General features: G+C 65.6%; 20 protein-coding genes. 11 read left to right on the top strand and 9 right to left on the bottom strand.

The window, feature by feature from the left end; translation table 11 throughout:
- Positions 1-203 precede the first annotated feature (203 nt).
- Positions 204-662 carry a hypothetical protein gene (locus tag AC56LY_RS08835; protein ID WP_499578429.1) on the top strand — a complete coding sequence of 153 codons (459 nt, stop codon included), beginning with the start codon at positions 204-206 and terminating at the stop codon, positions 660-662.
- A 3-nt stretch (positions 663-665) separates the two neighbouring features.
- Here the strand turns inward: AC56LY_RS08835 and AC56LY_RS08840 are convergent, their stop codons facing one another.
- On the bottom strand, positions 666-1,136 hold the full coding sequence (locus AC56LY_RS08840; protein ID WP_499578431.1) for a GNAT family N-acetyltransferase: 471 nt from the start codon (positions 1,134-1,136) through the stop codon (positions 666-668).
- Positions 1,137-1,269: 133 nt separating this feature from the next.
- Between AC56LY_RS08840 and purU the strand changes: the two genes are divergently transcribed.
- The 7 genes from purU (at position 1,270) to AC56LY_RS08875 (ending at position 9,504) form a co-directional block, all read left to right on the top strand.
- Entirely contained in the window at positions 1,270-2,163 is an 894-nt protein-coding gene (purU, locus tag AC56LY_RS08845; protein WP_499578433.1) for a formyltetrahydrofolate deformylase, read from the top strand.
- 105 nt (positions 2,164-2,268) lie between these two features.
- Positions 2,269-2,793 carry a (2Fe-2S)-binding protein gene (locus AC56LY_RS08850; protein ID WP_499578435.1) on the top strand — a complete coding sequence of 175 codons (525 nt, stop codon included), beginning with the start codon at positions 2,269-2,271 and terminating at the stop codon, positions 2,791-2,793.
- On the top strand, positions 2,790-3,815 hold the full coding sequence (locus tag AC56LY_RS08855) for an FAD binding domain-containing protein (protein WP_499578437.1): 1,026 nt from the start codon (positions 2,790-2,792) through the stop codon (positions 3,813-3,815). Before AC56LY_RS08850 ends, AC56LY_RS08855 begins: the two co-directional genes overlap by 4 nt.
- Entirely contained in the window at positions 3,812-6,124 is a 2,313-nt protein-coding gene (locus AC56LY_RS08860; RefSeq protein ID WP_499578439.1) for a xanthine dehydrogenase family protein molybdopterin-binding subunit, read from the top strand. The genes AC56LY_RS08855 and AC56LY_RS08860 overlap by 4 nt, the downstream gene beginning before the upstream one ends.
- 250 nt (positions 6,125-6,374) lie before the next feature.
- The gene (locus AC56LY_RS08865) at positions 6,375-7,349 is read left to right on the top strand and encodes a tripartite tricarboxylate transporter substrate binding protein BugD (protein ID WP_499578440.1); all 975 of its coding nucleotides are present in this window, start codon (positions 6,375-6,377) and stop codon (positions 7,347-7,349) included.
- Between the two features lie 181 nt (positions 7,350-7,530).
- Positions 7,531-7,995 (top strand): tripartite tricarboxylate transporter TctB family protein, encoded by a 465-nt coding sequence (locus tag AC56LY_RS08870; RefSeq protein WP_499578441.1) that lies wholly within the window; start codon positions 7,531-7,533, stop codon positions 7,993-7,995.
- 6 nt (positions 7,996-8,001) lie between these two features.
- Complete coding sequence (locus AC56LY_RS08875) at positions 8,002-9,504, top strand: tripartite tricarboxylate transporter permease (protein ID WP_499578443.1); 1,503 nt, start codon at positions 8,002-8,004, stop codon at positions 9,502-9,504.
- Positions 9,505-9,613: 109 nt separating this feature from the next.
- On the opposite strand, the gene AC56LY_RS08880 is transcribed toward AC56LY_RS08875, so the two are convergent.
- The 3 genes from AC56LY_RS08880 to AC56LY_RS08890 form a co-directional block, all read right to left on the bottom strand.
- On the bottom strand, positions 9,614-10,957 hold the full coding sequence (locus AC56LY_RS08880) for an ATP-binding protein (protein ID WP_499578445.1): 1,344 nt from the start codon (positions 10,955-10,957) through the stop codon (positions 9,614-9,616).
- 153 nt (positions 10,958-11,110) lie between these two features.
- On the bottom strand, positions 11,111-12,556 hold the full coding sequence (locus AC56LY_RS08885) for an NAD-dependent succinate-semialdehyde dehydrogenase (RefSeq protein WP_499578446.1): 1,446 nt from the start codon (positions 12,554-12,556) through the stop codon (positions 11,111-11,113).
- A gap of 31 nt (positions 12,557-12,587) precedes the next feature.
- Entirely contained in the window at positions 12,588-15,089 is a 2,502-nt protein-coding gene (locus AC56LY_RS08890; protein WP_499578448.1) for a PAS domain-containing hybrid sensor histidine kinase/response regulator family protein, read from the bottom strand.
- Between the two features lie 279 nt (positions 15,090-15,368).
- On the opposite strand from AC56LY_RS08890, the gene AC56LY_RS08895 reads away from it, so the two are divergent.
- The 3 genes from AC56LY_RS08895 (at position 15,369) to AC56LY_RS08905 (ending at position 17,543) form a co-directional block, all read left to right on the top strand.
- Positions 15,369-16,436 (top strand): catalase family peroxidase, encoded by a 1,068-nt coding sequence (locus tag AC56LY_RS08895; protein WP_499578450.1) that lies wholly within the window; start codon positions 15,369-15,371, stop codon positions 16,434-16,436.
- Positions 16,433-16,963, top strand: coding sequence for a cytochrome b (locus AC56LY_RS08900; protein WP_499578452.1), 531 nt, complete (start codon positions 16,433-16,435; stop codon positions 16,961-16,963). The genes AC56LY_RS08895 and AC56LY_RS08900 overlap by 4 nt, the downstream gene beginning before the upstream one ends.
- Before the next feature lie 115 nt (positions 16,964-17,078).
- Entirely contained in the window at positions 17,079-17,543 is a 465-nt protein-coding gene (locus AC56LY_RS08905; RefSeq protein ID WP_258834285.1) for a hypothetical protein, read from the top strand.
- Between the two features lie 31 nt (positions 17,544-17,574).
- On the opposite strand, the gene AC56LY_RS08910 is transcribed toward AC56LY_RS08905, so the two are convergent.
- The 5 genes from AC56LY_RS08910 to AC56LY_RS08930 all read right to left on the bottom strand — a co-directional run bounded on the left by AC56LY_RS08910 (position 17,575) and on the right by AC56LY_RS08930 (position 23,747).
- Positions 17,575-19,041: an MFS transporter gene (locus tag AC56LY_RS08910; protein WP_499578454.1), complete on the bottom strand. Its 1,467-nt coding sequence runs from the start codon at positions 19,039-19,041 to the stop codon at positions 17,575-17,577.
- Positions 19,038-20,204 (bottom strand): HlyD family secretion protein, encoded by a 1,167-nt coding sequence (locus AC56LY_RS08915; RefSeq protein ID WP_499578455.1) that lies wholly within the window; start codon positions 20,202-20,204, stop codon positions 19,038-19,040. The genes AC56LY_RS08910 and AC56LY_RS08915 overlap by 4 nt, the downstream gene beginning before the upstream one ends.
- 18 nt (positions 20,205-20,222) lie before the next feature.
- The gene (locus AC56LY_RS08920) at positions 20,223-21,689 is read right to left on the bottom strand and encodes an efflux transporter outer membrane subunit (protein ID WP_499578457.1); all 1,467 of its coding nucleotides are present in this window, start codon (positions 21,687-21,689) and stop codon (positions 20,223-20,225) included.
- Between the two features lie 118 nt (positions 21,690-21,807).
- Positions 21,808-22,737, bottom strand: a complete 930-nt coding sequence (locus AC56LY_RS08925; RefSeq protein ID WP_499578459.1) for a LysR family transcriptional regulator — start codon at positions 22,735-22,737, stop codon at positions 21,808-21,810.
- A 50-nt stretch (positions 22,738-22,787) separates the two neighbouring features.
- On the bottom strand, positions 22,788-23,747 hold the full coding sequence (locus AC56LY_RS08930; protein WP_499578461.1) for a chemotaxis protein: 960 nt from the start codon (positions 23,745-23,747) through the stop codon (positions 22,788-22,790).
- Positions 23,748-23,986: the final 239 nt, after the last annotated feature.

Raw genomic sequence — 23,986 nt, forward strand, 5'->3', positions numbered from 1 at the left:
TGTAAATCCCATGTCAGCATCCCATTGATTCCAAACAACATTTATGATGGATGCGTAGCCGGGGTAATCGCGGTGTCAGATTCTCCGACAAAGCATGTCACAGTTACAACGGCCAGTGCCATGGTCACGGCCGCCCGGCGCATCCCCTATAATCGTGGGCGCCCCGAGGCCGGGGCACGATTCCACTTACCCGAAGGACCCCGATGAAAGCCCTGCCCCTGCCCGTCCTCATGGTTGCCCTGCTGGTTGCCAGCGGCACTGCTGTTGCCGACGATGCCGCGCTGCTCAAGTGCCGCGCCTTGCCTGATATCGCCACGCGCGTGGCCTGCTACGACGCGATTCCCGTCGGCGTCGCTCGGACGGCTGCGGCCGCCGTCCCGGCGCGCACCCCGGAACAGAACTTCGGCATGGAAGCGGTCAAGGAGCGCGAAGCGCAACCGGCATCGATCCGCAGCACGGTCGTGGGCGACTTCGATGGCTGGGGACCGGGCTCGCAGATCCGCCTGGCCAATGGCCAGGTCTGGCGCATCATCGACGGCAGCGACGCCGTCCTGCCGCGCATGAAGGATGCACCGGTGACGATCGAACGCAACGTGTTCGGCACGCTGTTCCTGAAAATCGATGGCGGCAACAGCTCGGCCAAGGTGCGCCGGGTGCAGTAAAGCCTAGGCGGGCGTGCGCACCATGTACAGCGCGCCAGGCGGATAGGTGTCCAGGCCGGCATTGTCGGTCGATGCAGCGCGCCAGCCCAGTGCCTGCCAGAAGCCCGCGCTGTCCTGTACCGATACCAGGGCCGCATGCGCCAGGCCCAGCGAGCGCGCCAGACGCAGTGCGTCGCCCACCAGCGCACGCGCCAGGCCGCGCCCCAGTGCACACGGTTCGATTGCCAGGTCGTGCAAGTACAGCGTGTCCGGCTGGCGCGCTACCGTGAACGGTGCGTTCAGGTCCGTCACCCGCCCCAGGCGAGACGGATAGGCAAACAGGTAGCCGTGCACACTGCCCTCGTGACTGGCCACCAGGCAGGTATCGCACGCCACCGCCATGCGGGCTGCGACAACCGCTGCCGGCTCCTGCATCGCGGCCGGATAGCAGGCGGCCTGGATGCGCAGCACGGCGTCGAGATCGGCAGGGAGCATTGGGCGCAACGATGTGGACATCGCGATGAACGGGCAGAAAAAACGCGCATCGTAGCATGCGCTTGACGCCCGCCGTTGCATCGCGCATTCTAGCTGTCTTGACAACATCGCCTCACCACCGACAGGAACCAGCATGCGCAGCACCAGCGACATCACGCCGTCCAATCGCCCCGAATACATCCTCCACGCCAGCTGCCCGGCCGGCATCGGTATCGTCGCAGCCGTCGCGACGTTCCTGGCCGAACGCGATTGCTACATCTGCGCGCTGGAACAGTTCGACGACGATTCGACCGCACGCTTCTTCATGCGCGCCGTGTTCCGCCAGCAAGACAATTCGCCTTCCATCGACGCCATCCGCGCCGAATTCGACAGCACGGTCGCCACGCGCCTGGATATGGGCTGGAAAATCTTCGATCCGCTCGATCCGGTGCGCACCGTGATCATGGTCTCGAAGACCGATCACTGCCTCGATGACCTGCTGTACCGGCGCCGCACGGGCGAACTCAATCTGTCGATCACGGCCGTGGTGTCGAACCACCTCGACCTGCGCCCGATGGTCGAGCGCGAAGGGATCCGCTTCATCTTTTTACCGGTGACCAAGGACAACAAGGCGCAGCAAGAGGCGCGCCTGCTGGAAATCGTCGATGAAACCGACTCCGAACTCGTGATCCTGGCGCGCTACATGCAGATCCTGTCCGATGGCCTGGCGCGCCGTCTGGCCGGCAAGTGCATCAATATCCACCACTCGTTCCTGCCCGGCTTCAAGGGTGCCAAGCCATACCAGCAGGCGTTCGACCGGGGCGTCAAGCTCATTGGCGCGACGGCCCACTACGCCACGCCGGATCTCGACGAAGGCCCGATCATCGAACAGGTGCTCACACGCGTGGACCACAACTACCGGGTCGACCAGCTCACCCGCGTGGGGCGTGACAACGAATGCCTGGCACTGGCCACGGCAGTCAAGTTTCACATCGAGCGCCGCGTGTTTGTGGACGGCAACAAGACCGTCGTGTTCCGCGGGCCGTAATGACACTGATAACAATGTTGACCTATACCTAATGTAGGTGCGTTATCTAACCGTCGCAAATGTAACAGGACGTTATGTTCATACCTTCTCACAGAGGGGAAGAACATGGAACATCAACAGCAGCATCCGGTGCGCCTGCGCATCAACGGCCAGGACCGCGAATTCAACGTCGAATCTTGGGTAACGCTGCTCGACCTGCTGCGCGAGCGCGCCGGCATGACCGGCACCAAGAAGGGTTGCGACCAGGGCCAGTGCGGCGCTTGTACCGTACTGGTGGACGGCAAGCGCATCAACTCGTGCCTGACGCTGGCCGTCATGCAGGACGGCCGCGAGATCACCACCGTCGAGGGCCTGGCCACCGGCGACGATCTGCATCCGCTGCAGCAGGCCTTCATCGATTGCGACGCGTTCCAGTGCGGCTACTGTACGCCGGGGCAGCTGTGTTCGGCTGTGGGCCTGCTGAACGAAGGCCAGGCCACCACGCGCGACGATGTGCGTGAACTCATGAGCGGCAACCTGTGCCGCTGCGGGGCTTACCCGCAGATCGCCGACGCCGTCGTCAAGATGCTGGACCTGCGCGACACCAAAAAGACCACCGAAGGCTTCACGACCGGGGCGGTGCTGTCATGAACCCGTTCGCCTTTACCCAAGCCACGGACATCGACGCTGCGCTGGCCGCCCTGCTCGACCCCGACACCCGCCCGATCGCGGGCGGCACCAACCTGCTCGACCTGATGAAGGAAAGCGTGATGAAGCCGTCACGCGTGGTCGACATCAACAACCTGGGCCTGGACCAGGTCGAAGAACAGGACGGCGGCCTGATGCTCGGCGCGCTGGCCCGCAACGCGGATACCGCCTACAACCCGCTGGTGCGCGAACGCTATCCGCTGCTGTCGACGGCCATCCTGGCCGGCGCCTCGCCGCAATTGCGCAATATGGCGTCCAACGGCGGCAACCTGATGCAGCGCACCCGCTGCGTCTACTTCTACGACGTCGGCACGGCCTGCAACAAGCGCGAACCCGGCACCGGCTGCCCGGCGCGCGACGGCCTGAACCGCCAGCTTGCGATCCTGGGCACCAGCGAAAGCTGTATCGCCACCCACCCGTCGGACATGTGTGTCGCCCTGCGCGCGCTCGACGCCACCGTGCATGTGCGCTCGATGAGCGGTGAACGCGCGATCCCGTTTGCCGACTTCCATCGCCTGCCGGGCGATAAGCCCGAGCTCGACAACACGCTGCAGCCCGGCGAAATGATCACCCACATCACCGTGCCCGAAGCCGACCGCTTCATCGATCACAGCGCCTACATCAAGGTGCGCGACCGTCTGTCGTACGCATTTGCGCTGGTGTCGGTGGCTGCTGCGCTGGACCTGGATGCCGATGGCACGATCCGCGCCGCGCGTATTGCGCTCGGCGGCGTGGCCCACAAGCCATGGCGCGTCGAAGCGGCCGAAGAAGCGCTCGTCGGCAAGGCGGTCGGTGAAGCGGCCTTCCTGCAGGCGGCCGAGACGATCCTGCAAGGCGCCCAGGGCTTTGGCCAAAACGATTTCAAGCTGCCGCTGGCGCGCAACGCCATCGTGCAAGCCTTGACCACCGCCGCGCGTGGCACCGACCACGCCCGCGGACTCGATGCACAAGGAGAACAAGCATGACCGACCTGATTCCAGAACTGCGCGCCCCGAGCGCGCCGGCCGGCACCGGCCGCGTGAAAAGCGGCATGCCGGTCTCGCGCATCGATGGCCGCGCCAAGGTCACCGGCGAGGCGCAGTACGCCGCCGAATACTTTGCCCCCGACCTGGCCTATGGCGTGGTCGTCAGCGGCACCGTGGCCAAGGGCCGCATCACCAGCATCGACGCAACCGAAGCACTGGCCGTACCGGGCGTGATTTCGGTCATGACGCACGAGAACCGTCCCAAGATGCGCTCGTTCGACCTGGCCTGGAAAGACATGACGGCGCCAGCCGGCTCGCCGTTCCGTCCCCTGTTCTCGGACGAGATTTTCTACAGCGGCCAGCCGGTGGCACTGGTGCTGGCCGAGACCTTCGAAGCCGGCCGCTATGCCGCCTCGCTGGTACGCGTCCATTACGATGTCGACGCACACGAAACGAACCTGCTGAAAAGCCTCGACCAGGCCTACGAGCCACGCAAGATGAAGGCCGGCTTCGTGCCGCCAAGCTCGATCGGCGATGGCGAAAAGGCCTTTGATGCGGCCGAGGTGCGGGTCGACTCGCAGTACTACAACGGCGTCGAGCACCACAATCCGATGGAGATGTTCGCCTCGACCGTGATTCGCGCTGAAAACGGCCACCTGACCGTCTACGACAAGACGCAAAGTTCGCAGAACAGCCGTTGGTATGTCTCGCACGGCTTCGGCCTGTCGAGCGACGAAGTCACGGTGCGTAACCCGTACGTGGGCGGCGCTTTCGGCTCCGGCCTGCGGCCGCAATACCAGCTGCCGCTGGCCGTGATGGGCGCGCTGCAACTGGAGCGCTCGGTGCGCGTCGTGCTGACGCGCCAGCAGATGTTCAGCTTCGGCCACCGGCCGGAAACCTGTCACCGCATCCGTCTGGGCGCGGCGCCGGACGGTACGCTCAAGGCAATCTGGCACGAAGCAATCCAGGAAACCTCGCGTCTCGAAGACTACGTCGAAGTGATCGTCAACTGGTCGGGCCAGCTGTATGCCTGCACCGACATCAAGCTCGGTTATCAGGTGGTCGCCAACGACCGCTTCACGCCGCTGGACATGCGCGCCCCGGGCGCCGCCCACGGCGTGCACGCCATGGAAGTGGCGATGGACGAGCTGGCCTATGAATTGAAAATGGATCCGCTGGCACTGCGCCTGAAGAACTACACCGAGATCTCGCCGATCGAAGACAAGCCATTTTCGAGCAAGGAACTGCGCGAATGCTACCGCCAGGGCGCCGAGCGCTTTGGCTGGGAAAAGCGCCCGATCGAGCCGCGCTCGATGCCTGACGGCGATGAACTGGTGGGCTGGGGCATGGCGACCGGGATCTGGGATGCAATGGTGATGGTCGCGCGTGTCAGTGCCGTGATGCACAGCAATGGCCGCCTGGTCGTGAGCAGCGCCGCCACCGATATCGGCACCGGTACCTATACCGTGATGTCGATGATTGCCGCCGAAGCCATGGGCTTGCCGATGGAACTGGTGACGTTCCAGCTGGGCGACTCGACGCTGCCGATGGCGCCGATCGAGGGTGGTTCGTCGCACGTGACGACCGTGGGCTCGGGCGTGCATGGTGCCTGCGAAAAGCTCAAGAAGGCGCTGCTGAAGCTGGCACTGAAGATGGACAATTCGCCACTTGCCAAGGCGCGCATGCGCGACGTGGAGTTCGGCGATGGCGCGGTGTTCCTGAAAACCGATCCGTCGCGCCGCGTGGAACTGACGCAGGTGCTGGCCAATGCCGGTGTGGATCAGGTCGAAGAGAAGTACTTCATGACGCCGCAGATGCTCAAGCAGCGCAAGTACGCGCGCGCCGTGCACTCGGCCGTCTTCTGCGAAGTGCGCGTGAACGAAAAGCTCGGCATGGTGCGCGTCACGCGTGTCGTCAGCGCCATTGCCGCGGGCCGCATCATCAGTGCCAAGACGGCGGCCAGCCAGATCAGCGGCGCGGTCGTCTGGGGCATCAGCCAGGCCCTGCATGAAGAAACCCATACCGATCACAAGTACGGGCGCTTCATGAACCACAACTTCGCCGAGTACCACGTGGCGGTCAATGCCGACATCCACGACATCGACGTGATCTTCGTGGAAGAAGACGACCGCATCGTGAGCAAGCAGTTGGGGGCCAAGGGCGTGGGCGAGATCGGTATCGTGGGCGTGGCGGCCGCGATCTCGAACGCGATCTTCCATGCCACCGGCACGCGCCTGCGCACAACGCCGATGACGCCGGCAAAGCTGCTGATGGGTGACGAGGAACTCCCGGTCCAGCCGCCGGTCTGACAATACGGCGCTGCAGTGACCATGAACGCCATCTTCGGATGGCGTTTTTGCGTATGGAACGGCGTTTTTTGCGGTTTCATTTTTACCGGAAAAAGCGTCATGCACACCACATACGTGTTTCCACGTAGTTGCACAACAATATGTTTGCTGGTAAAACATCTGGTGCGTAAGACAACGCCGCACGGCAGCACGGCACAGAAATAGTGCTGGCTGCAAACCCAAACCAAGAACGAGATACGAGGACGACACCATGAAGCTCAAGATGCTGTGCGCAGCTGCCTGCCTGACTGCTTTCGGCACTGGACTGGCCCATGCCCAGGCCTACCCGACCAAACCCATCACCATGATCGTGCCGTTTGCAGCCGGCGGGCCGACCGACACCGTGGCACGCCTCGTTGCGCAATCGATGGGCACCACGCTCAAGCAGCAGATCATCGTCGAGAACGTCGGCGGTGCCGGGGGCACCATCGGCGCCGCGCGCGCCGCCAAGTCCGCACCCGACGGCTACACGCTGTTCCTGCACCACATCGGTCAATCGACTGCGCCGGCGCTGTACCGCAAGCTGCCGTACGACGCGATCACGAGCTTCGAGCCGATCGGCCTGATCACCGACGTGCCGATGACCGTCGTCGCCAAGGCGAACTTCCCGGCCAAGGACATGAAAGAGCTGATCACGTACGTGAAAGCCAACAAGGACAAGGTCACCTACGCGCACGCGGGCCTGGGTTCGGCATCGCACCTGTGCGGCATGCTGCTGCAGACCGCGATGGGCGTCGAACTGACCACCGTGCCCTACAAGGGCACCGGTCCGGCGATGAACGACCTGCTGGGCGGCCAGGTTGACTTCATGTGCGACCAGACCACTAACACCACCAGCCAGATCAAGGGCGGCAAGATCAAGGCCTACGGCGTGACGACCAAGACCCCGGTCGCCTCGCTGCCGAACCTGCCGACACTGGACAAGGCTGGCCTGCCCGGCTTCGAAGTCGGCGTCTGGCACGGCCTGTACGCGCCGAAAGGCACGCCGAAGCCAACGGTCGACGCGCTGTCGAACGCCCTGCGCGCTGCGCTGCGCGATCCGAACGTGGTCAAGCGCTTCGCCGATCTGGGCACCGAGCCGGTCCCGGCCAATCAGGCCACGCCGGAAGCCCTGCGCACGCACCTGAAACAGCAGATCGACCTGTGGGGTCCGATCATCAAGAAAGCCGGCGCCTTCGCCGACTGATGCCGCATTGACGCGCTCGCGCCGCGCCGGCCTGTCCGGCTGCGGTGCAGCGTCGTCGCATCTGCAGCCTGGCCGTCGTGCGCGTGCGGGGCTGCATCAGTGATCTGCATTCACGCTTTTCGAACCGCTGCATCTGCAACTGCATCACCGCATCTGCACCACAATAAAGGGGACCACCACCGTGCCAGCATTTATCCGCCATCCGAAAGACTTCTGGAGTGGCATTGTCTTTCTATTCTTCGGTCTGAGCGCCGTGATCATCGGCCAGGAGTACGAAATGGGCAGTGCCGGCCGCATGGGTCCGGCCTACTTCCCGATCGTTTTGGGCGCCCTGCTTTCGCTGATCGGCGTTGCCTCGTTCGTGCGCTCGTTCTTCCGTCCCGGCGAAGCGATCGGCCGTATCTACTATCGCGAACTGACGATCGTGCTGGCCGCCGTGCTGCTGTTCGGTTTCCTGGTGCGCAATGCCGGCCTGGTGCCTGCAGGCTTCCTGCTGATCCTGATCAGCGCGTACGCCAGCGATAAATTCGATCTGAAGAAGTCACTCGCGCTGGCCGTGGGCATGACGTTGTTTGCAGTCGGTCTGTTCGTCAAGCTGCTTGGCTTGCCGATGCCGATCATTGGCCCTTGGCTCGGTGGGAATTAAATAATTATGGAACTTTTCAGTAACCTCGCACTGGGCCTCGAGACGGCCCTGTCCATGCAAAACCTGTTCTACTGCCTCGTCGGCGTGTTCGTCGGCACCGCAGTGGGCGTCCTGCCGGGCCTGGGCCCGATTGCCACCATCGCCATGCTGCTGCCGGCCACGTTCGGCCTGCCGCCAGAGTCGGCGCTGATCATGCTGGCCGGTATCTACTACGGCGCACAATACGGTGGTTCGACCACGGCCATTCTGGTCAACCTGCCCGGCGAATCCTCGTCGGTGGTGACAGCGCTGGATGGCTACCAGATGGCCCGCAACGGCCAGGCCGGCAAGGCGCTGGCCACTGCGGCGATCTCGTCGTTCTTCGCCGGTACCGTCGCCACGATCCTGCTGGCCGTGGCCGCGCCGCCGCTGGCCGACCTGGCCCTCGAATTCGGCCCGGCCGAATACTTCTCGCTGATGGTGCTGGGCCTGGTGGCCTCGGTCGTTCTGGCCAGTGGCTCGCTGCTCAAGGCCATCGGCATGGTGCTGCTTGGCCTGCTGCTGGGCGTGGTCGGCACCGACGTCAACTCGGGTTCGGCGCGCTACACCTTCGACATGCCGGAACTGGCTGACGGCATCAACTTCGTCATCGTCGCCATGGGCATGTTCGGTATCGGCGAAATCATCCGCAACCTCGAGCACAACGAAGACCGTAACCTGGTGATGAAGAAAGTCACCGGGCTGATGCTCGACAAGGAAGACTTCAAGCGCATCATGTGGCCGGTCATCCGCGGCACGGGCCTGGGCTCGCTGCTGGGCATCCTGCCGGGCGGCGGCGCGATGCTGGCCTCGTTCGCGTCGTACTCGCTCGAAAAGAAAGTGTCGAAGAACGCAGCCAACTTCGGCAAGGGCGCCATCGAAGGCGTTGCGGCGCCGGAAGCGGCGAACAATGCGGGCGCACAGACCTCGTTCATCCCGATGCTGACGCTGGGCATTCCGTCGAATCCCGTGATGGCGCTGATGATCGGCGCAATGATCATCCAGGGCATCCAGCCTGGTCCAGCCGTCATGACCGAGCAGCCTGGCCTGTTCTGGGGTCTGATCGTCTCGATGTGGGTCGGTAACCTGTTCCTCGTCGTGCTGAACCTGCCGATGATCGGCATCTGGGTGCGCATGATCATGGTGCCGTACCAGATGCTGTATCCGGCCATCCTGATGTTCTGCGCGATCGGTGTGTTCAGCTTGAACAACAGCACCTTCGACGTCTACCTGATGGCGCTGTTCGGCCTGCTGGGCTACCTGTGCGCCAAGCTCGAACTGGAACCCGCGCCGATGCTGCTCGGTTTCATCATCGGCCCGATGATGGAAGAATACCTGCGCCGCGCCCTGCTGCTCTCGCGCGCCGATCCAATGGTATTCATCGAGCGTCCGATCTCGGGCGTCATGCTCGGCCTGGCCGCTGCTGCCATGATCGTCGTGCTGCTGCCTTCGCTGCGCAAGAAACGCGAAGAAGCCTTCCAGGAAGATTGATGTACTAATCCAGCATTAACAAGCACCACCCGCGCCGCCCGGCGCCGGCCCCCAAGGCCGGCCCGGGCGGCTTCCGTTTACACCCGCAACACCCGCATGCTTCCGGTGGTTACACGCGGCGGTCGGTATGCAGCGGCAGGAGGATGGTGAAGGTGCTGCCCTGGTTGTGACCCAGGCTGGAGGCGGTCACGGTGCCGTCGTGGGCTTCGACCAGGTTCTTGACGAGGGCGAGCCCGAGGCCCAGGCCGCCGCCGGTGCGGTCGGTCGAGCGTTCGGCCTGGACATAGAGGTCGAACAGGCGCGGCATCAGGTCGGGCGCAATGCCCATGCCGTTGTCGGTGACGCGTAGCGCTGCCATCCGGCCCCGTTTTTCGAGGGTGACGTGAATCATGCCCCCACTATCCGTGTAGCGGATCGCGTTGGTCAGCAGATTGCTCACAACCTGGATCAGGCGGGTGCGGTCGCCCAGCACCAGCAGGCTGGGCGCGCCCGCCGCCAGTTCGATGCGATGTTGCTTCTGGCTTGCCGCTGACTGCACCTGTTCGAGCGCCGCGGCGATCACGTCAGCGAGTTGCACCGGCGCTTTTTCCAGCTGGACAAGGCCGCGGCTCACGCGCGACACGTCCAGCAGATCTTCGACCAGCCGGCTCATGTGCGTGACCTGGCGCCGGATCAATTCGCCCATCTGGTTCGCGCGCTGCGACGTGACGCCGGCGGGCAGCAGCATGCTCGCAGCCATGGCGGCCGCCGACAGCGGTCCGCGCAGCTCGTGGCTGAGCGTAGCCAGGAACTCGTCCTTGCTGCGATCGGCTTTCTGCAGTGCCTCGGCCTTGTCGTCCAGCAAGTCGTTCAGTGCTTCGATATTGCGGTTGCGCTCTTCCAGGCGGGTCGAGACGAGTTGCAACTCTTCCTGCCGTGCCTGCAGCGCACCGAGGGCGTCGGCGAGCTCGCGGTTCTGGTGCCGCGCTTCGGACAGCGCCGCGTGATTGGGCAACGTTTCAAATTGCGCCACCAGCGGGGCGAACCCATCAGCACTGAGGAAACCCGTCTGTGCAGGAAAGCGCTTGCCCACCGTAACGCGGGTGCCCGAGGCATCGCTGGCGATCTCGAACTGGTCCATCAGCCGGCGCGCCGACAGGATACCCACGCCCATGCCCGACGTCGACCGGTAACTGCCCGAGAGGACATGCCCGACATCGGCGATCCCCGGCCCGCGGTCAGAAAACGTGATGGACAGATGCTGCGGCGCGGCCGCGCCTTCGGCCGAGAAAGACACCACACCCGCGCCGGCATAATTGAAAATGTTGCGCGCCAGTTCAGAGACGACCGTGCCAATGCGGGCCTGGTCGACCGAACCGAAGCCGCACGCGCCCGCGATCTGGCGCGCACGCTGGCGCGCCGCGATCACATCGAATTCGGTATCGACATTGAGCGTCAGGATGGCCTGCGTCATGCGCGCTGGTGGAAATTCATGGTGTCACTCTACAGAGATAAGTGGCATCTGAAGAGTGCAGAAGCCGGTGGCGGGCCGAATTATACCCCGCCACAACGGCGCATTATCCTACAAATTGTGACACCCGATGCAGCCGCACCACGACACCGTCGCTTACACGCCCACCATCGAGACGGCCTTCGTATTCAGATACGATTCCAGCGCCTCCGGCCCGCCTTCCGAACCGTAGCCCGAATCCTTGATGCCGCCAAACGGCAGCTCGGCGCTTGGCGTGGCCGGCTGATTGATCCACAACATGCCGACTTCGACGCGGTTCATCAGCAACTGCGCGTTCTTGATCGAGCGCGTGAACGCATAACCGGCCAGGCCGTACGGCAGGCGGTTGGCTTCCGCGATCATGTCTTCCAGGCTGTCAAAGCCGCGGATGCCGGCGATCGGGCCGAACGGCTCGTCGTTGAACATGCTCGCGTCCAGTGGCACGTCGGCCAGGATCGTCGGTGCGAAGAAGTTGCCGCTGTTGCCGACGCGCTCACCGCCGGTTGCCACCGTGGCGCCGCGTGCGCGCGCATCGTCGACCACCTTGGCCATCGCGTCCAGGCGGCGCGCGTTGGCCAATGGGCCGAGCGTCGTGCCATCGGCCATGCCGTCGCCCAGCTTGAGGCTTTCGGCGTGCTGCACGAGTGCGCGCGTGAACTCGGCCTTGACGGCGTTATGCACGAGGAAGCGGGTCGGCGAAATGCACACCTGGCCGGCATTGCGGAACTTGGCCGCACCGGCCGCCTTGACGGCCAGCGCCACGTCGGCATCTTCGGCGATGATGACCGGCGCATGGCCGCCCAGTTCCATCGTCGCGCGCTTCATGTGCGCGCCGGCCAGCGCGGCCAGCTGCTTGCCCACCGGTGTCGAGCCGGTGAACGTCACCTTGCGGATGATCGGGCTCGGAATCAGATAACCAGAAATTTCAGCCGGATCGCCAAACACCAGGCCGACGACGCCCGGCGGCAGGCCGGCATCGACGAAGCACTGCAGCAGCGCTGCTGGCGAAGCCGGGGTTTCTTCCGGCGCCTTGCACAGGAACGAGCAGCCGGTGGTGAGCGCCGCAGCAAGCTTGCGCACGATCTGGTTGATCGGGAAGTTCCATGGCGTGAACGCGGCGACCGGGCCCACCGGCTCCTTCAGCACGAGTTGCTGGGCGGCGGGATTGCGCGACGGGACGATGCGGCCATACACGCGCATGCCCTCGGCGGCGAACCAGTCGATGATCTCGGCGCCGGCCATGGCCTCGCCCTTGGCTTCGGCCAGCGGTTTACCCTGCTCCTGCGTCAGCAGGCGCGCGATGTCGCCGGCGCGCTCGCGCAGCAGCGTCGCGGCGCGGCGCATGATCGCGGCGCGTTCGGCAGCAGGCACGGCGCGCCAGGTCTCGAAGCCCTTCTGGGCGGCGGCCAGCGCGCGATCGAGGTCGGCGATGCTGGCGTGGGCGACCTTGCCGATCGGCTGGCCGGTGGCCGGATTAATTACCGGGATGGTCTTGCCGCCGCTGGCGTCGTGCCATTCGTTGGCGATGAGGAGACGGGTATCGGGGTAGCTGGAAGTCGTCATGGTAAGTGGTCCTGTGGTAAGGACGACAATCTTACCGTGGATGGCGACTCCCTGCAGAGGACCTCACCGCTTCGACAGCGCCCGCCTCGGCCATCGACCGGATGCGCGCGGCCATCGCGTCCATTGAGAAGGGCTTCGTCAGCACCGCCATCCCCGGGTCGAGGTAGCCGTTATTCAGCACGGCATTCTCAGCGTAGCCGGTGATGAACAAGACCTGCAGCCCGGGCCGGACCGCGCGCCCGGCATCGGCCATCTGGCGTCCATTCATGCCGCCAGGTAGCCCCACGTCCGTTACCAGCAGGTCGATCCGCGCGTCCGATTGCAGCATCTTGAGACCCGTCGCGCTGTCGGCCGCCTCGATCCAGCCGAAGCCGAGATCCTGCAGGATGTCGATGACCAGCATGCGCACGGTTGGTTCGTCGTCGACGACCAGCACCGTCGCCACCTGCCCCGACTGCGTCAGCGCCGTGGGCGCCGCGACGTCAGGCTCCAGCTCAGCAGCGCCAGCGCCGTAATGCCGCGGCAAATAGATACTCACGGTCGTGCCCTGCCCCACTTCGGAATAGATCCGCACCTGGCCGCCCGACTGCTGCGCGAACCCATAAATCATCGACAGCCCGAGGCCCGTCCCCTGGCCGATCGGCTTGGTCGTGAAGAACGGCTCGAACGCGCGCGCCACGACGTCCGGCGCCATGCCCACGCCCGTGTCGCTGACGGACAAAGCCAGGTACTGGCCCTCTGCCATATTCTGCTGGCGCGCGACGCGCTCGTCGATCCACTTGTTGGCTGTTTCGACCGTGATGGCGCCGCCATCGGGCATGGCGTCGCGCGCATTGATGCACAGGTTCAGCAGCGCATTTTCAAGCTGCGACGCGTCGACCAGCGCCGGCCAGGCATCGGCGACGCACACCACCTCGATCCGCACGGCCGGTCCGACCGTGCGCTGGACCAGCTCCTGCATGTCGGTGACGAGCCGGTTCACGTTCGTCGGCTTGGGCATCAAGGTTTGCTGGCGCGAGAACGCCAGCAGGCGATGGGTCAGGGCTGCGGCCCGCTTGGACGCGCCCAGCGCCGTCGCAATGTAGCGGTCGAACTCATTGAAGCGCCCTTGCTGCATACGCATCTGCATCAGCTGCAGCGCGCCGGAAATACCGGCCAGCAGATTGTTGAAATCGTGCGCCAGGCCGCCGGTCAGCTGGCCCACCGCTTCCATCTTCTGGCTCTGGCGCAGGGCGTTCTGCATCGCCTCCAGTTCGGCCATCTGCTCCTGGTCGCGCGTGATGTCGCGGCCCACCGCATTGATCATCGCATCGTGCGCGCGGGTCGACCACGAGATCCAGCGGTAACTGCCATCGCGATGGCGGTAGCGGTTGTCGAACCGTTGATGGCCGATCCCTTCCGCCAACTCGCGCGCACCGGCAACCGTATGCGCGATATCGTCCGGATGAATCAGGTCGAACAGATTCGATCCGACCAACTCGTGCTCGCGCCAGCCCAGCACGGCCGACCAGGCCGGATTGGTGGCCGTGATCGCCCCGTCGAATGTACAGCGCAGCATGATGTCCGACGACAGCGTCCACAGCGCATTGCGATCCTGCGCCCGCTCCGCCACCTGGCGCTCGAGATCGAGCAGTATCCGCTTGCGCTGGTCGATGTCGTCGAATACCAGGATGATGCCGGCCTGCGCGCCGGCACTGTCGATCAGCGGCACGGCGCTGACGGCGACCCAGGTTTCCGTGCCGTCCGCCGCGCGCCGCAGAAATTCGTCGCCCGGCGTGACGAGTTCGCCCCGCAATGCGCGCGCACTCGGATAGTCGTCGGGCGCCAGCAAGCGGCCCTGCGCATCGAACCCGCGCCAGTGTTCCCAGGCGCGCTGCAGGCCATGCGCGGGCGAGAAATCGGGGACAAAGGTCCGAAACACCGGATTGTTCAGGATGGCTTGCCCATCCATGTCGAACAGGCAGATACCGACCGGCAGGTGCTCGATGACGGTAGCGAGCCGGCTGGCCGCTTCCCTGCGCGCGACAATTTCCTGCTCCAGCGCGATATTGCGCTTGATGAGCTGCGTCTGCGCCGCATCGCGCTCTCTGGCGGCGACAACGCCGGCCGTCGTTTCGGTGGCGATATTGAGCAAGCCAGCAATGTGGCCGTTGTCACGCAGCGGGCTGTACGCAAACGACCACCACGTCTCTTCTTCATAGCCACTGCGCGTCATGACCAGCGGCAGATCGGTGAAACTCACCGCCTCGCCAGCCATCACGCGCACCACCAGCGGACCGATATCGGCCCATACATCCCACCAGACGTCGGGCAATGGTCGCCCCAGCGCGTCCGGATGGCGTTTGCCGAGAAACGGCACGTACGCCGCGTTGTACAGCAACGTCTGCTCTGGTCCCCAGGTGGCGCACATCGCCACCGGCGTTGCCAGCATCATGCCGAAGACGGCTTCGAGTGCCGCAGGCCAGGCTGCGCGTGCACCCAGTGGGGTCCCGCTCCAGTCGAATGCCGCGATGTCGGCGTGCGCCGCGCTCACGCCCCTTCCTCAGTGACACGTGACAGGGTGATGGGCGCCGGGTGACGGTTGACGAGCATGTGATTACGTTGGCGCATGTAAATATGTAGTGGGAAGCGACATCAATGACCACGGAATTTTTGCACAATTTGGCGGTTCGCGTTGGACCGTTACGCTCAGCAGTACCGCCCGCGCAACGGCGCCCCACGGGACGGCACGCATTAATTTGTTAATCATGCGACAATTCGCCACCGAATTTCCGGCTGTATGTACCAAGACCATTTCAAGAGAGTTCCTTCCATGTCACCGCCCAAGCCCCGCCACGGCTCCCCGCTGTTATTGCTCCCGATCGCGCTGATCATCATCGCGCTGGCAGTCCTCTTCGCCTGGATTGGCGGCTGGTTCGGCAACAAGAATGTTACGCCCCAAACGATGGTCAATACCGCCGAAGCCTCCGGCACGCAGCAACCGGGCGTGCGCCGTGCGCATGCCAAGGGCATCTGCATCGTCGGCACCTTTGCACCAACGCCCGCTGCTGCGCAACTGTCCACGGCGCGCGTGTTTTCGCAGCCGTCGACGCCCGTCCTCGGCCGCTTTTCCAGCCCTGGCAACGACCCACATTCGCCCGACAACAAGGCGGCCGTGCGCGGCATGGCGCTCCAGCTGAAAACGGACGACGGCCAGGAATGGCGCATGGCGATGAACAGCTTCCCGTTCTTTGCCGCATCCACCCCGGAAGCCTTCCAGGCGCTGAACGCTGCCCGCCTGCCCGACCCGGCCACCGGCAAACCGGATCCGGCAAAGATGGACGCCGTGCTGGCCGCCCATCCGGAAATCAAGAAGTTCATGACATGGTCCAAGAGCGCGCCGACGCCCGACAGCCTGGCCAATACGCGCTTCAATGGCGTCAATGCGTTTCGCCTGACCAATGCTGCCGGCGCCACGCGCGCCGTGCGCTGGTCTATGCGCCCGCACACACCGTTCGTGGCGGCCGACCCCGAGCAGCTGAAAACCGCCGACCGCGATTTCCTGGCGGCCGATCTTGATCGCCGCCTGGCGGCCGGTCCGCTGAAATGGGACATGGTCATGCAGTTCGCCGAACCGGGCGACCCGATCGAAGACCCATCCAAAGCCTGGCCCGATACGCGGCCCGAGACCATCGCCGGCACGCTGACGCTGGTGCGCGCCGAGCCGCAGGTTGCCGGCCCATGCCTCGATCTGAACTTCGACCCGCTGATCCTGCCGAAGGGCATTGCCGGCACCGACGATCCCGTGCTGCACGCGCGTTCGTCGATCTATTCGGTCTCGTTCAACCGCCGCGAGCGTGAAATCAGTACGGGCAACCTCCACACCGGGAGCGTACGATGAACCGTCCACGCCACTTCAACCTGCTCGCGCGCGTGCTGCACTGGTCAATGGCCGTCGCGATCCTGGCGATGCTGTTCGTCGGCGCCGCCATGGTCGTGTCCCTGCGCCACCGCGATTTCCTGCTCGATCTGCACCGCCCGCTCGGCCTGGCCATTCTGCTGCTGGCAATCGTGCGTCTCGTGAACCGCCTGCGCAATACCCCACCGCCATTGCCGGCCGATCTGCCACGCATCCAGGTGTGGGCTGCCACGGCGTCGCACTGGGCGTTGTATGCGCTGATGCTGGCCATGCCGCTGATCGGCTGGGCCATGCTGTCGGCCGGCGGCTATCCGGTCGTGCTGTTCGATGGCGTGAACCTGCCGGCGATCCTGCCGCACAGCCCTGCGATGTACGGCTTCCTGCGCCCGCTGCATGGCGTGCTGGCGTATGTGCTGTTCTTCACGATCCTGGCGCACCTGGGCGCGGCGCTGTACCACGCGTGGGTCCGGCGTGACGAGGTGTTCGGGCAAATGGCCAAGGGCGACTGAGTTATCGGTGCAGCACCGCACCGAGCTTGGGAAGCTCGCCACGTATCGTATTGACTCCATCTGCTGCGGGCGCACGGGCGCCCGGCCGCGGATTCACTTTTCAAGCGAGACGTTCATGCAAAAATACACAGCAGCCATCGTGGGTGGCTTGATCGCAGGCGTGGTCACGACGGCCGTCATGGTCGCAGGCCGCAAGTCGGGTGTGCTCACCAAAACGCTCGACCGGGATGCGGTCGACTGGATCGACGACGTGACGGGCTCGCGCGCCGTCATCGGCGACGCCGGCACCAGCGCCGTGGAATTCGTCAATCACCTGGGCGCCTCGGCCGCATTCGCCGCCGCCGTCCCCAAGCTGCGTGAACTGGCCCCAAGCCTGTCGCCGGCCGCCATCGGCACGCTGTACGGCACGGCGCTGTACGCCGTGAATATTGGCGCCATCGCGCCGGTCCTGGGCATCACCGAAGGCGAAGTAGCGGCCGGCCCGCGCAAGGCCGGTGAACGCTGGGCGATCCACGTGCTGCAAGCCGTCGTCACCGCCGTCCTGGCCGACCGTTTCACCGGTCCTTCGCGTCGCCGTTAATCCGGCTGGACGCAGCGCACGTCCTGCGTCCTCAGTCGAAGCGGCGCTGCAACACCAGCAGCGCCGCGCCACCCAGCCCCACCCACATCACGATCCAGAACAGGTCCTGTCCTGCCAGCAGGCCGGCTTGCCGTGCCAGTTCGGCGCCGCCATCAAACAGCAGCGACGATTTCTCCGCCAGGCGCGATGCATGCAGCGCCGTGCGTTCCTGCAGTCCGATATTGGTCATGCCCACGCCCAGCGCAAGGCCTGCCTGCCCCAGCATGTTTTTCAGTTGCTGGGCATTCGAAAACACCACATTGTCCGCCTGCAGCTCCTTGAAGGCATGAATTGCCGTCGTCGCCATCCCCAACGTCAGAAAGCCGCCGAACAGGCCAAGCCAGAAGATCACCGCATCCCACGCATAGGCGCGCGGGTCGAGCGTCGCGAAACGCCAGCCGAGCAAGGCCAGCATCAGAAAGCCGGTGACGAAAAACTTGGTCGGATGCGGGCGCCGCTTGACCAGTTCGAGCATCACGAAGAACGCGATGACCGTGGCCAGCAACCCCGTTCCCTGCAGTTCGCCGGCCTGCTCCAGTCCGACGCCAAGGCCCTTCTGCACTACCTGCGGCAGCAGCGTGTTGACCATCCCGAGCATCGCGTAACAGACGCTGAAGATGACGAGGCCCAGGCGATAGCGCGGGCTGCGCAGCACGCCCAGGTACAGGAACGGCGCGCTGCGACGCGCATGCAGCAACCCGAACGCGGCAAGCAGCGCGAGTCCCAGCACCAGATGTGCCAGCAGCGAGCCGCGCTCGCCATGCCAGTCATACGTCAGGTGCTGCAACGCGTACAGCGTGATTGCCGCGCCGGCCGCCAGCAGCATCGCGTCGATGGCGTGCATGCGCGATGGCGACCCGCCGGAGGCGCGATCGAGCGTGATGGCGTCCTGCGGCATCCAGCGTGCGGCGATCAGCGCGCCAAGCGTCGCCAGCGCGGCCAGCACCAGGAACATTCCGCCCCATGCCTCGTGGCCCAGCATCTTCGCGGCCACCCAGGGCCCGAGCGCCAGCCCGCCCGACAAGGCGGCGCCATACGCGGCGATGCCCTGCAGGCGCTGTGGCGATGGCGGGATCAGGTTGACCATCATGCGCGAGACCGTCATGAACACGCCGCCGCCCAGCGCCATCAGCAGGCGGCCGCCGGCAAAGCCGGCCACGCTGGCGCCAGTGGCGCACACCCATGCGCCGAGCAGGTAGAACAGCACGGCGCCCAGCAGGTAGTTGCGCCAGCCGAGGCGCTGCAGCAGCACGGTCATCTGCGAAATCGCCAGCACCGCCACGGCGGCGTACAGCGCCGAGATGGTCGCGTACTCTTCGGGCGAGGCGCCGATATGGCCCATGATCGCGGGTGCCGCCAGCACCGTCATCCCCGTCGACAGGAATTCGATCAGGTTGAACACGAAGATGGCGCCCAGCAGCGCCGGGCGCGGCGTCGTGCCGATGGCGGCTGCGTTCAACGCGCCACCACGGCCGCTGGTGCGCCAAGCGCGCGGCGGATCGCTGCGTCGGCGCCGTGCGATTCCGTCTCGAACACGACCGTCTCATACGAATGGCGCACCGCGCCGGCCTGCATCAGGCTCGGACCATCGGCGCGGCTGGTATCGATCGCGACCTTCATCGACAGGCCCAGGCGCAGGGGGTGGCGCGCCAGCTCCTGTGCATCGAGCGCGATGCGCACCGGAACGCGCTGCACGACCTTGATCCAGTTGCCGGTCGCGTTCTGCGCCGGCACGGCGGCAAACGCGCTGCCGGTACCGGCTTCCTGACCGGCCACGCGGCCGTGAAACACGATGTCGGCGCCGTACACGTCCGACGTCACGGCCACCGGCTGGCCGATGCGCACGTCCTTGAGCTGCGTCTCTTTCAGGTTGGCCGTGACCCACATCTGGTCGAGCGGGACGATCGCCATCAGCGGCGCGCCTTGCGCGACGCGCTGGCCGATCTGTACATTGCGCCGGGCGACAATGCCGCCCACCGGCGCGGCCAGCGTCGTGCGGGCCAGGCCCAGTGACGCGTCGCGCAGGCCGGCAATCGACGACAGCACGTCCGGGTGCTGCTCGATCGTCGTGCCGTCGACCAGCGCCCGCGCCGCATCCACCTGCTGGCGCGCAGCGTTCAAGGCAGCGCGGGCGGCGCCCACGGCATCGTCGGCGTGACGGATGTCTTCGCCCGACACGGCGCCCGTATCGGCCAGCTGACGGCGGCGCGCCAGGTCACTCTCTGCCCTGGCCAGGTCGGACTCACGCTGCACGACAGTTGAGCGCAATTGCCCGACGCCGGCCAGTTGCGAGCGCACCTGGCGCGCCGACCTGGCCAGCGCCGCTTCGGCGCGGTCCAGCGCCAGCCGGGCGTCGACGTCGTTGAGCTGGACCAGCACCTCGCCCGGCCGCACGAAATCCGTGTTGTCTGCCGCGATGCGCGTGACGGTGCCCGCGACCTGCGGCGTGACGTGCACCAGGTTGCCCTCCACGTAAGCGTCTTCCGTCTGCTGGCTGTTCCAGCCGATGCCCAGCACCCCGGGCGAAGACCAGGCAATGCCGGCGGCAGCCGCCAGCACGGCGGCACTGAGGCCAAGCGCCAGCTTGCGCCGGCTTTGCGGCTGATTGGTTTGTTCAGTCATGTGATGATTCCAGCGTTCTTAATGGATGGCGGCCTGAAAGCCCCCGCCCAGGGCGCGCACGAGATGCACGTCCAGCGTGTAGGCACGGGCCGCGAGGTCGGCCTGGCCACGGCGCTGCGCGACAACCTGGGTTTCGGCAATCAGGACCTGCACGAAGTTGCCGAGGCCAGCGCGGTAGCGCTGCTCGGCCAGCGCGTAGGCTTCTTCGGCCGCGCCAAGCGCCGCGTCCTGCTCGCGCCGGCGCTCGCCCAGCCAGCGCAGCGACGTCAGTTGCGCACTCACGTCACGCAGCGCTTCGAGCACGGCGCCGTTGTACTGCGCGACGGCGAGATCGTAGTCGGCGTTGCGCGCCGCCAGATTGTTGCGCAGGCGCCCGCCGTCGAGCAGCGGCAAGGTCACGAGCGGGCCGGCGGCAAACGTGCGGCTGCCGCCCTGGACCAGCCGGTCGAAGCCCAGGCTGGCCAGGCCACCCGAGACACTCAGGTTCACGGTTGGATAAAACTGCGCTTTGGCGACGTCGATGTCGCCGCTGGCCGCTTCGACCTGCCAGCGCAGCGCCACCAGCTCCGGCCTGCGCCCGAGCAGCGCGGCGGGTATATCCGCCGGCACGCCCGGTGGCCGGGCCGGCGCCAGGTGCGGCCGCGCGATCGTCTCGGCAGCATCCTGCCCCTGCCCGCTCAGGGCCGCGAGCTGGCCGCGCGTCAGCGCCAGCGCTTCGTCGAGCGCCGCGATCTCGCCGCGCGCTGACGGCACGCCAATCTCGGCCTGCCGCAGTTCCGCCTTGCTATCCAGTTGCGCCGCTACGCGCTGGCGCACCAGGTCGGCGATGCGGGTACGCTGGCGTAGTTCCTGTTCGGCCAGGTCGCGCCGCGTGTACAGGTGGTCCAGCTGCAGATAGGCTTGCACGACGGCGCCGGCAACGGCCAGGCGCGCTGCCTGCGCTTCGGCCTGGCGTGCATTCACACGCCCGGCGGCAGCGGCCACGCCAGCTGCGTTCTTGCCCCAGAAATCCAGTTCGTAGCCGAGGTTGACCCCGAGATCGTTTGCCCACTGCCAGCTGCCTGCGAGCGGTTTCGGTACGCTGCCGTTGTCGCTGTAGCGCTGGCGCACCGGATGCGCCGTGGCGCTGGCCTGCGGCGCCAGTGCGGCCGCCGCCAAGCCTTCAAGGGCGGCCGCCTGGCGCACGCGCGCCAGTGCGGCAGCAATCGTGGGGCTGGCGTCGCGCGCCCCGTCGACCAGTTGGTCGAGCTGCGGGTCGCCGTAGACGCGCCACCAGTCCTGGACGGGCCAGGGTGCAGATGCAGGCGCGGATGCCGGCAGCGCCTGCGCAGATAGCGTGCGCGCGGAATGTGCCGCCGCATCGACATTCAGGCGCGCGGGCGTGGGCTGCGGTCCCATCGACACGCAGCCAGTCAGTAACAGGATCGCAGCGCCCAGGGCCAGGCGGCATGCGCCCCGGCCCGGCGTGCGTGTGGGTTGAAGCATGGTGTGCCTCGGCTTTTTTCGGGAAGGCCGAAGCTTACGCGGCGCCGCCCGTGCCGGCCATGCCGCCAGATGCATGCAGGTCATGCAGATTCTGCATGACCTGCATGCACCTGATGCCTCAGGCGTCTGCGGATGCCGGGTCGGACGCTGTCAGCGTGGAACGCACGAACGCGCGCAGCCACATATTAGCCGGATCGCGATGACTGCGCTCGTGCCAGTACAGCGCCAGATGCACGGGCGGCAGGTCGATCGGCAGGCGCGCGAGAACGAGGCCCAGGTCGCGCGCCAGCGGCCGGGCCAGGCGCAGTGGAATGGTGGCGATGGCGTCGGTATGCAGTGCGATATGGGCGGCAGACGTGTAACTGGGCACGTGACACAGAATGCGCGACGGCGCGAGCAGCGTCTCCAGCTTGCGCGTGACGGCGCCGTTATGCTGGCTTGTTTGCTCCATCTCGATCAGCACGTGCCGGTGCGTCAGGTAGGCATCGCGATCGAGCTGGCCGGCGCACGGATGCCCGGCCCGCATCACGCAGGCATACTCGTCGGTCCAGAGCTTGCGCCGACGGATATTGTTGACCAGTTGCGGGAAGCGGCCGATGGCCAGGTCGATGTGACCGCGCTCGAGCTGGGCCTCGATCGCGCCGGGGTCGATGTGAACGCTGCGCAATTGCAGACCGCTGGCGCCATCGTCCAGGCGCGCCAGCCCGGCCAGCAACTGCGGCAGGATGTTCACGACGGCGCCGTCGACCATGTACAGGCCGAACGAGCGCTGCACGGTGAGCGGATCGAAGACGGCGGGACCGCTGTCGAGTTCACGCGCTGCGTCGAGCACGGCCGCGATTGGAGCCGCCAGCGCAAGTGCGCGCGTGGTCGCGACCATGCGCTGGCCGGTACGCACGAACAGCGGGTCGTCGAAGTGGGTACGCAAGCGGGCCAGCGCGCGGCTGACCGTGGGCTGGCTCATGCCGAGCAGTTCGGCAGTGCGGGTAAGGCTGCCCTCGCGCAGCAGGCTGTCGAGGATTAGTAACTGGGACAGGTCGGGAATCACGGCCGCATCATAGCACCGGGCCTGCGCGGCGTGATCCCCCCTGCGCTGGCTTACGCGCCCAGCACCTTGCGCAGTGTGCGCGACAGGTCTTCGGCCGAAAACTTGGCGACGTAGGCGTCGGCGCGCACGTTCTTGACGTGTTCCTCGTTGGTGGTGCCCGAAAGCGACGAATGGATCACCACCGGCAGGTTGCCGAAGCGCTGGCTCGACTTGATGTTGCGGGTCAGCGTGAAGCCGTCCATCTCCGGCATCTCGAGGTCGGTCAGCACCATCGCGACGCGGTCGTAGACCGTACCGCCTTCGGCTTCGGCAGCGGTTGCGATCGCCCCCAGCTGATCCCAGGCTTCCTTGCCGCTCTTGGTCATGATGAATGGCAGGCCCATCGCGTCCAGACCCTGCTCGATCAGTGCGCGGGCAACGACCGAATCGTCGGCCGCCAGAATGACGCTACCCGGCTTGATCGAGATCTTGTTGCCCACGGCCTGCGTCAGATCCTGGCGGTCCTGCTCCGGGTTCAGACGGCGCAGGATGGTTTCCACGTCGAGCACCTGGGCCAGACGGGCCGGCTGGCCCTCGGCTTCCGGCAGGCGGGCAATGCTGGTGACCATGCCAGTGCCGGCGGTGTTCTCGGCCGTCATGACCTGGCTCCAGTCGAGGCGCACGATTTCTTCGACGCTCTCGACGGCAAACGCCTGCGTGGTGCGGGCGAATTCGGTGACCAGCATGATGTTCAGGCCCGTCTTGGGCGTGACACCGGTGATGCCCGGCAGGTCGAGCACCTGGATGATGTGGCCACGCAGGTTAACGACGCCCAGCACATGCTGCGGTGCGCCGGCGACGGCCGTGATTTCGGGCATCGCCACGATCTCGCGTATCTTGAAGACGTTGATCCCGAACAGCTCGTTGTGGTTGCCCTGCGCGTCGCCACCGAGGCGGAACAGCAGCAATTCGAACTTGTTCGTTCCCGTCAGATTGCTGCGCTCATCGACTTCTTGTTGTACCGATTTCATGGCTGATCCTGTCAAAAGTAATGCTGTCCGGAAATCATTGTAGACGGGCTGCAGCTCCTTGGGTCATTACAGCCCGAAAGCATCGCAGATTTAGCGTCGGTCGGTGCAAAAAAACCACGGATTGTCACACTTTCATGAAACGACGCCACCAGCGCATACCCGCAAGCGCGGGCGGATCGCGTCATCAAAGCATAACGCTTTTCACTCCGGTTAAGGGTGATGAGAGCGATGCCGCAGGT

It is taken from the genome of Telluria sp. ZT3P25 (assembly GCF_059685895.1).

Coding starts and splice junctions, on each gene's coding strand:
- AC56LY_RS08835 (WP_499578429.1), top strand. CDS start 204: ATGAAAGCCCTGCCCCTGCCCGTCCTCATGGTTGCCCTGCTGGTTGCC.
- AC56LY_RS08840 (WP_499578431.1), bottom strand. CDS start 1,136: ATGCTCCCTGCCGATCTCGACGCCGTGCTGCGCATCCAGGCCGCCTGC.
- purU (WP_499578433.1), top strand. CDS start 1,270: ATGCGCAGCACCAGCGACATCACGCCGTCCAATCGCCCCGAATACATC.
- AC56LY_RS08850 (WP_499578435.1), top strand. CDS start 2,269: ATGGAACATCAACAGCAGCATCCGGTGCGCCTGCGCATCAACGGCCAG.
- AC56LY_RS08855 (WP_499578437.1), top strand. CDS start 2,790: ATGAACCCGTTCGCCTTTACCCAAGCCACGGACATCGACGCTGCGCTG.
- AC56LY_RS08860 (WP_499578439.1), top strand. CDS start 3,812: ATGACCGACCTGATTCCAGAACTGCGCGCCCCGAGCGCGCCGGCCGGC.
- AC56LY_RS08865 (WP_499578440.1), top strand. CDS start 6,375: ATGAAGCTCAAGATGCTGTGCGCAGCTGCCTGCCTGACTGCTTTCGGC.
- AC56LY_RS08875 (WP_499578443.1), top strand. CDS start 8,002: ATGGAACTTTTCAGTAACCTCGCACTGGGCCTCGAGACGGCCCTGTCC.
- AC56LY_RS08880 (WP_499578445.1), bottom strand. CDS start 10,957: ATGACGCAGGCCATCCTGACGCTCAATGTCGATACCGAATTCGATGTG.
- AC56LY_RS08885 (WP_499578446.1), bottom strand. CDS start 12,556: ATGACGACTTCCAGCTACCCCGATACCCGTCTCCTCATCGCCAACGAA.
- AC56LY_RS08895 (WP_499578450.1), top strand. CDS start 15,369: ATGTCACCGCCCAAGCCCCGCCACGGCTCCCCGCTGTTATTGCTCCCG.
- AC56LY_RS08900 (WP_499578452.1), top strand. CDS start 16,433: ATGAACCGTCCACGCCACTTCAACCTGCTCGCGCGCGTGCTGCACTGG.
- AC56LY_RS08905 (WP_258834285.1), top strand. CDS start 17,079: ATGCAAAAATACACAGCAGCCATCGTGGGTGGCTTGATCGCAGGCGTG.
- AC56LY_RS08915 (WP_499578455.1), bottom strand. CDS start 20,204: ATGACTGAACAAACCAATCAGCCGCAAAGCCGGCGCAAGCTGGCGCTT.
- AC56LY_RS08920 (WP_499578457.1), bottom strand. CDS start 21,689: ATGCTTCAACCCACACGCACGCCGGGCCGGGGCGCATGCCGCCTGGCC.
- AC56LY_RS08930 (WP_499578461.1), bottom strand. CDS start 23,747: ATGAAATCGGTACAACAAGAAGTCGATGAGCGCAGCAATCTGACGGGA.